The following is a 14,641-nucleotide window of genomic DNA, read 5'->3' as shown; positions in this document are numbered from 1 at the left end:
GATCCCCTGACGAACCAGGCGGTTCCGCGATGCCGACCGCGGCCCCCTGAGAGGACGCACCCCTCCGGAGCGATGCCGAGCGGCCCCCTCTGTCACGGCGGGAACGACACGGGGGAGAGCGCTCCCAGATACGGCCGAAAGGGGGGTCGGTCGCCTCCTCATTCCGCCGATAGGTTGTGGCCCGCGCGGTCGGAAGACGTTGTCCTCGAGGTCCGTCCCCCGCGTCCCCACCCTCTCGCCTCCCGCTGATCACCCGATCGCAGCGGGCGGCGCTCACCCGATGACTCGACGGCGCGCAATTATGCGCCGCTCGTCGCGCACGCTGATTTGGAGACGAACCCATGGAGCGAAAGCCCCTCATCCCGCGATGGCTCACCGCCGTCGCCGCTGCCGCCGCGCTCGCGCTGGCGGCGCCCTCCGCGGCGGTGGCCGCGGAGGTGGAGCCGACCGCGCTGAGCACCGCCGCCGTCACGGCTCCGACCGAGGCGGCCACGTCGGCGGCCCGTGCCGGCACTCCGTGGGAGCCGCTCAACGTCTACTCCTCGGCAGACGGCTCGACGCGCTCGACGACCCTGTACTGGGAGGCGCCCGACTACGACGGCGGATCCGCCATCACCGGCTACCGCGTGTCGCGCAACGGGACGGATGCCTCCGGCGCCGGACCGTGGTCGACCATCGTCTCGGCCTCCGCTCGGTCGCAGAAGTTCACCAACCTCGAGGCGGGCTCGGAGTACTACCTCACCGTTTCCGCGATCAACGCCTACGGCACCGGCTACGCCTCGGCGTCCTGGTCGTACATCCCCTACGTGAGCGCGCCCGACACCCCGGCGAACGTCACTGCGACCAAGAACGACAGCGCTCGCACCGCCACGCTGACCTGGGACGCCCCCTACGACGGCGGCGGAGCCATCACCGGCTACGAGGTCTCCCGCAACGGCGTCGACGCGTCGGGCAACGGCCCGTGGTCGATCATCGTCTCGGCGTCCACCCGCTCGCGCACGTTCTCGAACCTCGCGCTCGGCTCCACCTACACGCTCTCGGTCCGCGCCATCAACTCGGCCGGCTCCAGCATCGCCTCCTCCAGCTCGGTCCGGATGGGGAGCGCCGCTCTCACGGCCGCGACCCCGACCGTCACCGGCACCGCGAAGGTCGGCTCGACCCTCACCGCGAACCCGGGCGCCTGGGGTCCGGCTCCCGTCGCCTACGCGTACCAGTGGAAGGCCGACGGCACGGCGCTGAGCGGCGCCACCGCCTCCACCTACAAGCCGACCAGCGCGACGCTCGGCAAGCGGATCACCGTCACCGTCACCGGCAGCAAGACCGGGTACACCGCCGCGAGCCGCACCTCTGCCGCGACCGCCGCGGTCGCCAACGGCACCCTCACCGCCGTGAAGCCGACCATCAGCGGCACCGCGAAGGTCGGCTCGACCCTCACCGCGAACCCCGGCGCCTGGGGTCCCGCCCCGGTCTCGCTCGTCTACCAGTGGATGTCGAACGGCACGGCCATCAGCGGCGCGACGGGATCGACGTACAAGCCCACGAGCGCCGTGCTCGGCAAGACGATCACCGTCACGGTCACGGGCAGCAAGACCGGCTACACCCGGGTGACCCGCACGTCCGACGCGACGGCCGCGGTCGTCGCCGGCACGCTCGTCGCCCCGACGCCCATCGTCTCGGGCACCGCCAAGGTCGGGTTCACCCTCACTGCGAACCCCGGAGCATGGGGTCCCGCTCCCGTCACCCTGACGTACCAGTGGAAGGCGAACGGCGTCGCGATCAGCGGAGCGACGTCGTCGACCTTCAAGCCGACCAGCAGCACCGTCGGCAAGAAGGTCACCGTCACCGTGACGGGCAAGAAGACCGCGTACACGACGGTCTCGCGCACGTCCGCGGCGACCGCCACCGTCGTCAAGTAGCCGCTCCGGGCCCGCGGTCCTCCTCCCTTCCCTGCGGAGGAGGACCGCGGGCCCGCGTGCGCCGCACGACCCCTCCCCGTTCCACTCCGATCTCGATGCGCCGGCCCTCGGGGTCGACGTGGAGGCACCTGTGCGCTCGCTCCCCTTCCTCCGCCGCGGACTCGCCGCGCTCGCCGCGGTCGTCCTCGTCGCGACTCTCGCTCCGGCCGCGCCGGGAGCCGTTCCCGCGGGCAGCGCCGTCGCCGCGAGCACCGCCGTCGCCGCGAGCAGCGCCGTCGCCGCGGGCAGCGCCGTCGCCGCGGGCAGCGCCGTCGCCCAGGCCGCGGACGTGTCCGCGAGCGCCGTCATCCCGGCGAAGTTCACCGACACCCTGGTCGCCGACGTCCCGTCGCCGACGGCGCTCGCCTTCGCCCTCGACGGGCGGGCGCTCGTCGCCTCCCGCGGCGGGCCCATCCGCATCGTCAAGAACGGCGTGCTGCTCGCCACTCCGGCGATCGACCTGCGCGCCAAGATCTGCGCCAATGGCGAGCGCGGCGTGCTCGGGCTCGCGGTCGACCCCGACCCCTCGACCCGCGCGGTCTTCGTCTTCTACACGGCACGCGGATCCGATGCGGCCTGCCCCACGAATGCGAACGGCACGAAGATGCCGACCGGAGCCCCGCGCAACCGCGTCTCGCGGTTCGTCCTCGGCGCCGACGACCGGATCGACCCCGCCTCCGAGACGATCCTCCTCGACGGCATCTACTCCCCGGCCGGGTACCACAACGCCGGCGACCTCGCCGTCGGCAAGGACGGCCTGCTCTACGTCAGCATCGGCGACGGCGGCTGCGACTACCGCGGCGGCGTCGGCTCGACCGGCGGCAGCGGCTGCGGCGGCAAGAACGACGCGGCGCGCGACCGCAACATCCTGAACGGCAAGATCGCGCGGATCACCAAGTCCGGCGGCGTTCCCGCGAGCAACCCGTTCCTCGGAACCGGGACCGCCTCGTGCCGCCTCGCCCCGGTCGCGAGCGGCACGGTCTGCCGCGAGATCTTCGCGCAGGGCCTGCGCAACCCGTTCCGCATGGCGTTCGACCCCAACGCGACCGGCACCGTGTTCCGCATCAACGACGTCGGCCAGGACGCGTGGGAGGAGATCGACGCCGGCATCAAGGGCGCCGACTACGGCTGGAACACCCGCGAGGGGCACTGCGCCCAGACCGGCTCGCCGACGAACTGCGGAGCAGCGAAGCCCGCCGCGTACACCGATCCCGTCTTCGACTACTCCCACGCCGACGGCTGCGCCTCGATCACCGGAGGCGCGTTCGTGCCGAACGGCGTCTGGCCCGCCGCCTACACGGGCGCGTACCTCTTCGGCGACTACGTCTGCGGCAAGATCCGGACGCTCAGCCCGAGCGGCACCGCGACCGACCTCGTCAGCGGTCTCGGCACCAGCAGCGCCGTCGCCATGGCGTTCGGACCCTCGCGGGGCACGCAGGACCTCTTCTACACGACCTACGCGAACGGCGGCCAGCTGCGCCGACTCGCCTACACCGGCACCGCGAACCGCGCGCCGACCGCCGTCCTGACCGCCTCGCCGGCGTCCGGATCCGCGCCGCTCGCTGTGACGCTGAAGGGTGCGGGGAGCAGCGACCCGGACGGCGGCGCGCTCACCTACCTCTGGTCGTTCGGCGACGGAACCGCCTCGAAGACCACGACGGCCTCCAGCTCCACCCACACCTACGCCCGGGGCGACTGGACGGCGACGCTGCGGGTCCGCGACTCCGCGGGCGCCCTGTCCGCTCCGGTGACGCAGCGGATCTCCTCCGGGAACCGCGCCCCGACCGTCTCGATCACGTCGCCGGCCGCCGGAGCGACCTTCACCTCGGGCACCACCTACCGGCTGCGGGCCACCGCGACGGACCCGGAGGACGGCACGCTGCCCGCGTCGTCGCTGTCGTGGACCGTGCAGCGCCGGCACGCCGAGCACACGCATCCGTTCTTCGGTCCCGTGACCGGCAACGACGTGCCGTTCACCGCGCCGGGCCCCGAGGATCTGGCGGCGGCCGGGAACAGCGATCTGCTCGTCACCGTGACGGCGACGGACTCGAAGGGCCTCGTGCAGACGTCGACCCGGGTGTTCGCGCCGAAGAAGGTGTCGGTGACGATCGCGACGAGCCCCGCCGGTCGAACGGTGCTCGTGAACGGCACGCCGTTCACCGGGCCCGCCACCGTCGTCTCGTGGGCGGGGTCCCCGCTCCAGCTCGAGGTGCCGGCCCAGTCGACCGCGTCGGGCACGCCCTACGTCTTCTCCCGCTGGTCGGACGGCGGCGCCGCGGCGCACAGCATCACGACACCGGGCGCGGCTGCGACGTACACGGCGACGCTGCGGCCGGCCGTGCTCGCGGGCCCGCCGACGGCGGTGACCGCGACGGCCTCGGGATCGGGAACGGCCGTGCTGTCCTGGGCGCTGCCCTCGGGCGGGCCGACCGTGACGGGGTACCGGGTGTCGCGCGACGGAGTCGACGGGAGCGGCGCGGGACCGTGGGCGGCGGTGGTCGCCTCGACGAAGCGCTCGCAGACCTTCACGAACCTCGTCCCCGGGCAGAGCTACCGGCTGTCGGTGCAGGCGGTCACGGCCGACGGCGCCGGCGGGGTCGCCGGCGCGACGGTGCTCGCGAAGTAGCGGGCGTCAGCGGCGCAAGGTCTGCCGGGGGAGCTCGCCGAAGCGCTGCGCGTAGTGCTGGGCGAACCGGCCCGCGCCGACGAAGCCCCAGCGGGCGGCGACGTCGCCGACGACGAGCTCTCCGGGGGAGGCGGTGCTCAGCTCGTCACGGGCGCGGTCGAGGCGCACTCCGCGCAGGTAGTGGCGCGGAGTGGTGCCGAAGGAGCGCTGGAAGGCGAGCTGCAGCCCGCGGATCGTGAGGCCGGCGGCCTCGGCGATGTCGGCCACTCCGAGGGGCAGATCGGCGTTCGCGTGGACGAACTCGACGGCGCGGCGCAGGCGCCGGGCGCTCACCGACGGCGGAGTGACGGGCATCGGAATGATCCGGTGGGCGAAGGTGCGCAGAGCGGCCTCGGCCGCGAACCTCGATGCGGAGTCGCGCTGCAGCTCGGAGGGGGCCGCCGACACGGCGAGGGTGTCGCGGAGTCCGCGCACCGCGGCCCACCACGGAGCCGGATCGCCCGCCACGGGCGAGAAGCGGATCGGGCCGGGCTCGCTGCCGTGCAGCTCGGCCGCGGCGCGCTCGAGGTAGGCCGCGTCGAAGTGCACGAGCGCATCGCGGTACTCGAGCGCCTCGAAGCCGAAGGGCCTCCCCGTCGGGAACATCGCGGGGCGCCCCACGACGAGTCGGTTCTCGTCGCGCCCGAGATCGACCGAGGCGCGGCCCTGCGTGAGCCAGAGCACGACGTAGACGCCGCTGGGATCGACCGTGCCGCGCACGTGCCCGAGGAACGAGGCCGAGTGCAGGCTGACCGGCCCGCCGCCCGTCGAGGCGTAGCGGTACTCGAACGGGGTCGTCGTGCGCTCGGCGCGGAAGCCGGAGCCGTTGTACCCGCGCTGGTAGAAGTCGCGGGCCTCGTCGAGATCGGCACCGCGCCGGTCGCTGCGCCAGACCGGGAGGCGCGCGCCGCGAGAGCCGCCGGAGGGGGCGCTCGGAACGGCGACGGGACTCATCGCCCCAGCGTGGCAGAGACCACCGACATCGACCGTCCGGAGCGGGTCGGGGGCCCGGAATCGGGGCGGATGTGCACGTCGGGAGCCGATCCCGCTAAGGATCCGCTCACGGGACCAGGCCGCGGTCCATCCAGAAGAGCCCGAGTGCCGCGACCGCGGCCGTCTCGATCATCGCGCCGCTGCGGATCAGCTCGACGACCTCGTGGTCCGGGAACCACTGCTGCACCATGTCGGACTCGGTGGCCTCGCGGGCGTGCTCGCCGTGCTCGAGCTCCTCGGCGAGGAAGACGTCGACGGACTGGGCGACGAAGCCGTACGCCTCGCTCAGCCGGCCGAGGTGCCGGAGCCGTCCCGCCCGCAGACCCGTCTCCTCGCGGAGCTCGGCGCGGGCGAGCGCGAGGGCGTCGCCGCCGGGGGAGCCGTGCGGCCAGCCGCCCGCTGGGAACTCCCAGGCGCGGCGGCCGATCGGGTAGCGGAACTGCTCGACCAGCCAGAACCCATCGCCCTCACGGGGGAGGACCAGGGCGTAGTCGTCGCGTTCGACGACGGAGTAGACGCCCGTGCTGCCGCCGGGCCAGAGCACCTCGTCCTCGCGGACGCGGATCCACGGCGTCTCGTAGGCGACGCGCGTGGACAGCTGCTCGACCACTCCCGAAACGACATCGGGGCCGCCCGAACCGGACGACCCCGACGACGACGATGCGTCACGCACGCTTCTGGTGCTGCTCCTCGACGAAGTCGGTGTCGTCGCCGTCGTCCTCGGCGTCGATCCACTTCGAGTAGTCCGGCTCGTCCGGGTGGCTGAGCTCTCGCTCCAGCGCGCTGTAATCGACCGCCGGGCTGAACGACTTCAGCTCACGGGCGATCTTGGTGTTCTTCGCCTTCTGACGGCCGCGCCCCATGGGTGACCCCCTCACGATGACAGGCCAGACGGGCGATGAAGCCGGCTGGGGAAGTGGTTATCAACGACGTGGTTACGAACGATGAACTGAGAACAGTGAAATCTACCCGGTAGTTTAGCAGACGGGGCACACGCCACTCCGGGCCCTGGGCATCCGGATCGAGGCGGCCCCTCGACGACGGGGGGAGCAGCGTGGACCGTGCCTCCGCGCCGCGCTCCGTCGTGGTGATCGGCGCCGGTCAGGCCGGTCTCGCCGTGGCCTACTACCTGCGGCGTCTGGGGCTCGAATCCGGCCGTGACCTGGTGGTCCTCGACCGCGGGCCCGAGCCCGGCGGTGCCTGGCAGTTCCGCTGGGAGGCGCTGCGGCTGGGGTCGGCGCACCGCGTGCACGATCTGCCCGGCATGGACCGGATGGGCCTCTCGTTCTCGACCGCCGATCGGCGCCGTCCGGCGCGCGACGTGGTCACCGAGTACTACGGCGCCTACGAGCGGGCCTACGAGCTGCCCGTCCGGCGTCCCGAGGCGGTGCGGAGCGTCACGAGTGCGACACCGGGCGACCGCTCCTCCGCTCTGGTGATCGAGACGGACCGCGCCGTCGAGCACGCCCGCCTCGTCGTGAACGCGACCGGGACCTGGGGCTCGCCGTTCGTGCCCTACTACCCGGGCCGCGACCGCTTCAGGGGCGTGCAGATCGACACCACGGAGTACGTGCGGGCCGAGGACTTCGCGGGCAAGCAGGTCGTCGTCGTGGGCGGCGGCACCTCGGCGATCGGCTTCCTGCTCGAGCTCGAGCGGGTCGCCCGCTCGGTCACCTGGGCGACGCGCCGCCCGGTGGAGTTCCGCGACGGCGAGCAGCTCGCCTTCGAGTCGGCGGTGGAGGCGGTGGCCGAGCAGGACCGCGCGGCGCGAGCCGGCCGCGCGCTGCCGAGCATCGTCGGCGGCACCGGTGTGCAGCGCACCCGGAGGGTCGTGGCCGGGATCGAGCGCGGGGTGCTCCGCGAGCGGGGCGTGTTCCGCTCGATCGAGGAGGACGGCGTGCGCTGGCCCGACGGGAGCTTCACGCGCGCCGACGCGATCATCTGGGCGACCGGGTTCCGACCGGAGCTGCGCCACCTGGCGCCGCTCGGGCTGCGCGAGCGCGAGGGCGGAGTCGCCGTCGCGAACGGCGCGTCCCTCACCGACCCGCGGGTGTTCTTCGCGGGCTACGGACCGACGGCCTCGACCATCGGGGCGAACCGCTCCGGTCGCACCATCGCGCGCGCGGTGGTGGCGCGGCTGCCGTGACGACGGCTGCCGTGACGAAGGCTGCCCTGTCGGCCGGGGCTCAGACGCGCCCGTCCCAGTCGACCGGCACGACGGACCCGCGGTGGCGGATCCCGTCGACCCGGATCGGCCCGGCGAGGGCGGGCGAGATCGGAGCGACGACGAGCGACTCCCCGCCCGGCGCGAGCCCCAGTGCCGCCGACAGCACCGCGACGGCCGCGGCCGCCGACCAGGCCTGCGGACGGCAGGCGGCGGGGTAGGGCACCGGCGCGGGTGCCTCGGCGGCGGAGTCCCCCGAGTGCAGCTCGGGCATCCGGTAGTCGAAGCCCTCGGCGGCGGCGAGCAGGCCCCGCGCGAGCGTCGTCGCCTCGGCGCCGAAGCCCTCGCGGGCCAGCCCCGTGACGGCGATGGCGGTGTCGTGGGCCCAGACCGTTCCTCCGTGGTACGAGAGCGGCCAGTAGCCGTCGGAGTCGGTCGACATCGTGCGCAGCCCGTAGTCGGAGGAGAGCTCCGGCGAGACCAGCAGCTCGGCCACGCGCGCGGCGCGGTCGGGCGGCAGGATCCCGGTGCCCAGCAGGTGGCCGATGTTGCTCGTGACCGTGTCGACGGGGCGCTTCCGCGCATCCAGTGCGATCGCGGGGTAGCCGCCGTCGGCCGTGTCGATCCAGAACGACTCGGCGAACCGCTCCTTCAGGTCCGCCGCCCAGTCGCGCCACGCGGCTCCGTCGCGGCCGAACCGCTCGAGCAGCGCCGCGCCTCCGATCGCCGCCTCGTAGGCGTAGGCCTGCACCTCGCAGAGCGCGATGGGGCCCTCGGCCAGGGTGCCGTCGCGCCACTGGATCGAGTCGCCCGAGTCCTTCCAGCCCTGGTTGGCGAGGCCGTGCCCGGTGGTGTCGACGTACTCGAGCAGGCCGTCGCCGTCGGAGTCGCCGTCGTCGCGGAGCCAGCGCAGCGCTGCCTCGAGCGCGGGCAGCAGCGCCTCGACCTCGGAGTCGGGGAGCCCCCAGCGCCAGGCGTCGTGCAGCAGGCAGACCCAGAGCGCGGTGGCGTCGACGGTGCCGAAGTAGAGCGGCGGGAGCGAGACGCCCTCGCCCGGGATCTCGAGGGTCGTCGAGCGCAGCTCGTGCATGATCTTGCCGGGCTGCTCGGCGGTGCCGGCCACGTGCTCGGTGCCCTGGAGCCCCGCGAGCACGCGCAGGGTCGAGCCGGCGATCCCGGTTCCCAGCGGGAGGAGCATCCGCGCAGCCCAGATCGAGTCGCGGCCGAAGAGGGTGAAGAACCAGGGGGCGCCGGCGGCCAGGAACGGCTCGTCGGGACGGTCGACGGTGACCATCCGCAGGGCGTCGAGGTCGTCGAGGGCGACGCGGCACCAGGACGCGAGGCGCGAGTCGCCCGCCTCGACCGTCGTGCCGCTCCACTCCGCGGGGCCGGGGGCTCCGGCGACGACCGCGGCGGAGTCCTCCATCGCGACGCTCCACTCGACCTCGACGGTGCCGCGGGCCGGGATCACGACGTCCCAGGAGAGCGTGGTGCCCGCTCCGATCGCGATCACGGCGCCCGGGGCCCGCACCTCGGCGCGGGCGCTGCCCGAGGTCCACACGACGGAGCCGTCGCCCGCGTCGGTGCGCACCTCGACGTCGTCGCGCAGCCCGGCCTTCACGACGTGCACGAGGGAGAAGTCGGGCTCGAGGGCGAGGTCGAGTCGCGTGGCGACCTCCTCGGCCAGGGCGGACTCGAGGCGGATGCTCTCGCGGAGCGATCCCGCCGAGACGGTGCGCGTGCGGACGATGCGGAACCGGGGGTCGGCCGAGGAGTCGTCGAGGCGGCGGGCCAGGCCGGTGAAGCGGGCGGAGGAGGCTCCGTCGCGGCCGGCTGCGATCGGCTCGAGGGGGAGTCCGCCGACGAGGAGGGACGCTGCGGCGAGCACGCGGACGTCGCCGTGGTAGAGCCCGTGGATCGGCTGCGCGCCGAGCTCGCCCGTCTCGTCGCACCACAGCTGCGAGGGGGCGCGGAGGAGGACGACGGCCTCGTGGAGGAGGGGCTGGAGGGGCGTGCTGCTGCGGTCGTCGCGCTCGGTCGTCACGGTCGACTCCTCACTGAATCATCGGTGCGGGCCGCGTCGTGCAGCGCCTGCGGGATCGGGCCGTCGGTGGCTGCCGGTTGACAGCATCGCGGTCGGAGGTAATGTAGCACTCGCATTTGATCGATCAAATCGGCGCTCGCCGCGTCGTTTGAACGATCGAACCGCACCCGGACCCGTCGAGGAGGACGCATGGCACTGCCGACCGTCGAAGACGTGGCCCGCGCCGCCGGAGTCTCGCGCCAGACCGTCTCGAACGTGCTCAACAGCCCGTCGATCGTGCGTCCCGGCACCCGCGAGCGCGTCGAGAAGGCCATCGCCGACCTCAAGTACCGGCCGCACGCCTCCGCCCGCCGCCTGCGCACCCGCAAGTCGGGCACCATCGGCGTGCGGATGGACCGCGTGCTCGACGGCATCTCGGGCAGCCTGCTCGACCGGTTCCTGCACGCCGTGACCGAGCAGGCGGATGCCCGCGGCATGCGGATCCTGCTCTACACGGCGAGCACCCCCGAGGACGAGATCGCGCAGATCGGACGGCTCCGCGACGGTGCCGACGTGGACGCCTTCGTCCTCACCTCGACCTTCTACGGCGACCCGCGCACCGCGTGGCTCCGCGAGCAGGGCGTGCCCTTCGTGACGTTCGGCCGCCCCTGGGGGCTGGACGACCAGGGCGATCCGCAGCACCTCTGGGTCGACGTCGACGGCGCCTCCGGAGTCGCGCAGGCCAGCCGGCACCTCGCCGATGAGGGATGCGCGACCGTCGCGTTCTTCGGCTGGCCGAGCGGATCCGCGACCGGCGACGACCGCCGCAGCGGCTGGGAGCGGGTGATGGGGGAGCGGTCCCCCGGAGTCGCGCTGCTGCAGGCCGAGGCGGAGGACGACGTGCAGCAGGCGCGGTCCGCCGCGATCGCGTTCCTCGAGGCGAACCCCGGGATCGACGGACTCGTCTGCGTCTCCGACTCCCTCGCGCTCGGCGCCTCGATGGCCGCCGTCGCCGTCGGCCGCCCCGACCTCTCGATCGTCGGCTTCGACAACACCCCGGTCGCCGCCGCCGTCGGCCTCTCGAGCGTCGAGCAGGACCTCGGCGCGGTGGCGGCCGGCGCCCTCGAGCTGCTCCTCGGCGAGCGCGGCGACGACATCGTGCACCGCGAGCTCGCCTCCGGAGAGGCCCACCGCCTCGTCGAGCCGCACCTCGTCGTGCGGACTCCCCTCCACCTCTGACTCCCACAGCCCCGAGCACCTCCCGGTGCACCTCCCGATCACGAAAGGTCAGGCCATGACATCCACCTCCACCGCGGCACGCTGGGGTGCCGCGATCCTCGCGAGCGGCCTCGCGGTCACTCTCGCCGCCTGCTCGAGCGGCGGCTCCTCCTCCGACTCCTCGTCCGACGCCGGACTCACGGTGATGATCGGCTCGTCCGGTGACGCCGAGACGACCGCGGTCACGGATGCGGTGAACGCCTGGGGCGAGGAGAACGGCGCCACGGTCGAGGTCGTCGCCGCCAGCGACCTGACCCAGCAGCTCGGCCAGGGCTTCTCGGGCGGCAACCCGCCCGACCTCTTCTACATGAGCTGGGACCAGTTCCAGACGTACGCGAGCAACCGCTACCTCGAGCCCTACGCGCAGGACGCCGGCAACGCCGACGCGTTCTACCCGGCGCTGCGCGAGGCGTTCACCTACGACGACCAGTTCTACTGCGAGCCGAAGGACTTCTCGACGCTGGGCCTCGTCATCAACACCGACCTCTGGGCGGCCGCCGGTCTCACCGACGCCGACATCCCGACCGACTGGGCGGGCCTCGAGTCCGCTGCGGCGAAGCTGACCGCGAACGGAGTGACCGGACTCTCCTTCGGCGCCGAGTACGCGCGCATCGGCACTTTCATGAACCAGGCCGGCGGCTCGCTGCTGTCCGAGGACGGCGAGACGGTCACCGCGGACACCCCCGAGAACGTGGCCGGACTCACCGAGGTGAGGAAGCTGCTGACCGACGGGACGCTGAAGTTCCCGGCCGACCTCGACTCCGGCTGGTCCGGCGAGGCGTTCGGCAAGGGCGCCGCAGCGATGGTCATCGAGGGCCCGTGGATCAACGGCGCGCTCGAGGCCGACTACCCCGACGTGAACTACACCGTCGCCGAGCTCCCCGCGGGCCCCGGCGGGAAGTCGACCTTCACCTTCAGCAACTGCTGGGGCATCCCGGTCGGCAGCGAGACGGCGGAGCAGGCGCAGTCGCTCGTCGAGTCCCTCACCGCCGACGAGCAGCAGCTCGCCTTCTCGGACGCGTTCGGAGTGATTCCCTCGACCGAGACGGGCGCCGCGGAGTACGCGACGAAGTACCCCGAGAACGCCGCCTTCGTGTCGGGCAACGACTACGCCGTCAGCCCCGTCGCCTTCGCGGGCGCCGCCACCGTGATCACCGACTTCAACTCGGCCCTCGAGGGCCTGGCGTCGGGCGACCCGGAGGCGATCCTCGCCGACCTGCAGACGAACCTGCAGGACGCGCTCGACACCGCGAACGCGAAGTAGCCGCGGGAGGGCCGGGGCTCCCCGCTCCGGCCCTCCTCCCCGAGGCACGGCGGTCCACCCGAGGGCCGCCTCCGACACGTCGAAGGAGACGCATCGATGACCGCCCCCGCACCCGCCCGCAGGCGCCGCTCCGGCATCCGCGGGCACGAGGCCCGCTACGGCTGGCTCTTCACCCTCCCCGCGATCCTCGTCATCGGCGTCTTCCTCGTGCTGCCCATCGGCCTCGCGCTGTGGGTCAGCGTCAGCAACTGGAACGGCCTCGGCTCGCCGCTGGGTCCGACCGCGCAGTTCGTCGGCGCCGACAACTACCAGGCGGTGCTCACCGAGCCGGGCCTGGCGCAGAAGGACTTCGGCACCTCGATCCGCAACAACCTCTACTACGTGCTGCTCGTGGTGCCGCTGCAGACGGCCCTCGCGCTGTTCCTCGCGGTGCAGGTGAACCGGCGCATCCTGCGCGGGCGCGGGTTCTTCCGCACCGCCTTCTACTTCCCCTCCGTCACCTCGTCGATCGCGATCACCGTGATCTTCCTGTTCCTCTTCAGCGCCTCCGGCGTCGTGAACGCGGTGCTCGGCTGGTTCGGCGCCGACGGCCCCACCTGGATGGCCGACCCGTCCGGGATCCTGCACAGCGTCCTCGGCGCCGTGGGGGTCGACGGCTCCGGCCCGCTCGCCGCCGCAGCTCCGCTCGGCCTCACCTGGTGGGACTGGCTGTCGGGCCCCTCCGTCGCCATGTGCGTGCTGATCACGATGGCGGTGTTCACGACCTCGGGCACCTTCATGCTGCTGTTCCTCGCGGCGCTGCAGAACATCGGCGCCGAGATCGACGAGGCGGCGCTGATGGACGGAGCGGGGGCGCTCCGCAAGTTCTTCTCGGTCACCCTGCCGATGCTCAAGCCCACGCTCTTCACGGTGCTGACCCTCGGCCTCATCGGCACGTGGCAGGTCTTCGACCAGATCTACCTGACCGGAGGAGGCTCGCCCGGCAAGACGCTGCTCACGCCCGCGTTCCTCGCCTACGAGTCCTCGTTCACGGACCTCCGCTGGGGCCAGGGCGCGGCCATCGCGTTCATCCTCTTCTTCATCATCGTGGTGCTCACGCTGCTGCAGCGGGCGCTGCTGCGAGACAAGGGCGAGCCCCGCAGCCGCCGACGTCGCGCGGCCCGCGCCGATGCTGCCACGACCCTCACCACGGGAGGCGTGCGATGAGCACCCTGATCGACTCCGGCACCCGGGCCCTCGACGAGACGCCCGCCGCACCGCTCCCGCGCCGCCGCGTGCACCTCGGGGCCCGCGGACGCGCCTCGCTGATCGGCGGTTACCTGCTGCTGATCGCGCTCGCGCTGGTCTACATCTACCCGTTCCTGATCTCGGTGGCGTCGTCGTTCAAGACCGATGCGGATGCGACGTCGAACCCGCTGTCGCTGCTCCCCGCGACGTGGTCGTTCGCGTCGTACGAGCGGCTCTTCACCGATGTGCCGCTGCCGCTGTGGACGCTGAACTCGGTGATCGTGACGGTGTTCGTGACGATCGGGCGCGTCTTCTTCGACTCGCTCGCCGGGTACGCGCTGTCGCGGCTGAACTTCCGCGGGCGGGGCTTCCTGTTCGCGCTGTTCATCGGAGTGATGAGCGTGCCGGCGGTCGTCCTGCTGATCCCGCGGTTCCTGATCCTCAAGCAGCTCGGGCTCTACGACAGCTACGCGGGGATGATCGTGCCGCTGATCGTGGACGCGGCGGGCATCTTCATCATGAAGCAGTTCTTCGACTCGATCCCGCTGTCGATCGAGGAGGCCGCGCGGATCGACGGGGCCGGGGTGTTCCGCACGTTCCGCTCGATCGTGGTGCCGATGGCGCGGCCGGCGATCGTGACGCTGTTCATCCTGTCGTTCCAGGGCTCGTGGAACGAGTTCTCGCACTTCGTGGTCTCGCGGCAGTCGCCGGAGCTGAACACGCTGACGACCGGAGTCGCGTCGCTCGTCTCGGGGCAGCTGGGCACCGGCAACCAGTACCCGTTGCAGCTGGCGGCGGCGGTGCTGATGTCGATCCCGGTGGCGGTGCTGTTCTTCGTCTTCCAGAAGCGGATCATGAACACCACCGAGGGCGCCGAGAAGGGCTGACGCCGCGACTGCGGGCGGTGGTGGATCTCGATACGGCCGCTGCGCGGCCTACTCGATCAGCGGGAGGGGGGTGGCGCGCCCGCTGCTCCCGCTCGGGTGGGCGCTGCTTCCTTGCTGGTCGAGTAGCCCCGGAGGGGCGTATCGAGACCTACGGGCACCGGGCGGTGGTGGATATCGATACGGCC

At 72.7% G+C, this 14,641-nt stretch carries 11 protein-coding genes; 7 read left to right on the top strand and 4 right to left on the bottom strand.

Annotation, left to right across the window (positions count from 1 at the left end):
- Positions 1 to 341 precede the first annotated feature (341 nt).
- Complete coding sequence (locus tag ASF46_RS16305) at positions 342 to 1,916, top strand: fibronectin type III domain-containing protein (protein WP_056868498.1); 1,575 nt, start codon at positions 342 to 344, stop codon at positions 1,914 to 1,916.
- 130 nt (positions 1,917 to 2,046) lie between these two features.
- Positions 2,047 to 4,581: a PQQ-dependent sugar dehydrogenase gene (locus ASF46_RS16300; RefSeq protein WP_056868497.1), complete on the top strand. Its 2,535-nt coding sequence runs from the start codon at positions 2,047 to 2,049 to the stop codon at positions 4,579 to 4,581.
- 6 nt (positions 4,582 to 4,587) lie between these two features.
- Here ASF46_RS16300 and ASF46_RS16295 read toward each other — a convergent pair whose 3' ends face one another.
- The 3 genes from ASF46_RS16295 to ASF46_RS16285 form a co-directional block, all read right to left on the bottom strand.
- Positions 4,588 to 5,574, bottom strand: coding sequence for a helix-turn-helix transcriptional regulator (locus ASF46_RS16295; protein WP_056868496.1), 987 nt, complete (start codon positions 5,572 to 5,574; stop codon positions 4,588 to 4,590).
- Between the two features lie 106 nt (positions 5,575 to 5,680).
- Positions 5,681 to 6,223, bottom strand: a complete 543-nt coding sequence (locus ASF46_RS16290) for an NUDIX domain-containing protein (RefSeq protein ID WP_056868495.1) — start codon at positions 6,221 to 6,223, stop codon at positions 5,681 to 5,683.
- 55 nt (positions 6,224 to 6,278) lie between these two features.
- Positions 6,279 to 6,476: a DUF3073 domain-containing protein gene (locus tag ASF46_RS16285; RefSeq protein ID WP_055789263.1), complete on the bottom strand. Its 198-nt coding sequence runs from the start codon at positions 6,474 to 6,476 to the stop codon at positions 6,279 to 6,281.
- A 191-nt stretch (positions 6,477 to 6,667) separates the two neighbouring features.
- On the opposite strand from ASF46_RS16285, the gene ASF46_RS16280 reads away from it, so the two are divergent.
- Positions 6,668 to 7,759: an FAD-dependent oxidoreductase gene (locus tag ASF46_RS16280; RefSeq protein WP_056868494.1), complete on the top strand. Its 1,092-nt coding sequence runs from the start codon at positions 6,668 to 6,670 to the stop codon at positions 7,757 to 7,759.
- 40 nt (positions 7,760 to 7,799) lie between these two features.
- Here the strand turns inward: ASF46_RS16280 and ASF46_RS16275 are convergent, their stop codons facing one another.
- Entirely contained in the window at positions 7,800 to 9,821 is a 2,022-nt protein-coding gene (locus tag ASF46_RS16275) for a glycogen debranching N-terminal domain-containing protein (protein WP_056868493.1), read from the bottom strand.
- A 189-nt stretch (positions 9,822 to 10,010) separates the two neighbouring features.
- Here ASF46_RS16275 and ASF46_RS16270 point away from each other — a divergent pair, with 189 nt between their 5' ends.
- The 4 genes from ASF46_RS16270 (at position 10,011) to ASF46_RS16255 (ending at position 14,456) form a co-directional block, all read left to right on the top strand.
- Positions 10,011 to 11,039 carry a LacI family DNA-binding transcriptional regulator gene (locus tag ASF46_RS16270; RefSeq protein ID WP_056868492.1) on the top strand — a complete coding sequence of 343 codons (1,029 nt, stop codon included), beginning with the start codon at positions 10,011 to 10,013 and terminating at the stop codon, positions 11,037 to 11,039.
- A 55-nt stretch (positions 11,040 to 11,094) separates the two neighbouring features.
- Positions 11,095 to 12,342, top strand: coding sequence for a sugar ABC transporter substrate-binding protein (locus tag ASF46_RS16265; RefSeq protein ID WP_056868491.1), 1,248 nt, complete (start codon positions 11,095 to 11,097; stop codon positions 12,340 to 12,342).
- Between the two features lie 96 nt (positions 12,343 to 12,438).
- Positions 12,439 to 13,548 (top strand): carbohydrate ABC transporter permease, encoded by a 1,110-nt coding sequence (locus tag ASF46_RS16260; RefSeq protein WP_056868490.1) that lies wholly within the window; start codon positions 12,439 to 12,441, stop codon positions 13,546 to 13,548.
- Positions 13,545 to 14,456, top strand: coding sequence for a carbohydrate ABC transporter permease (locus tag ASF46_RS16255; RefSeq protein WP_056868489.1), 912 nt, complete (start codon positions 13,545 to 13,547; stop codon positions 14,454 to 14,456). The genes ASF46_RS16260 and ASF46_RS16255 overlap by 4 nt, the downstream gene beginning before the upstream one ends.
- Positions 14,457 to 14,641 lie beyond the last annotated feature (185 nt).

It is taken from the genome of Rathayibacter sp. Leaf296, assembly GCF_001423045.1.
Taxonomy (GTDB): Bacteria; Actinomycetota; Actinomycetes; order Actinomycetales; family Microbacteriaceae; genus Rathayibacter; species Rathayibacter caricis.
Note: the sequence above shows the minus strand (reverse complement) of the source record. Positions and strands in the feature narration are given on the sequence as shown.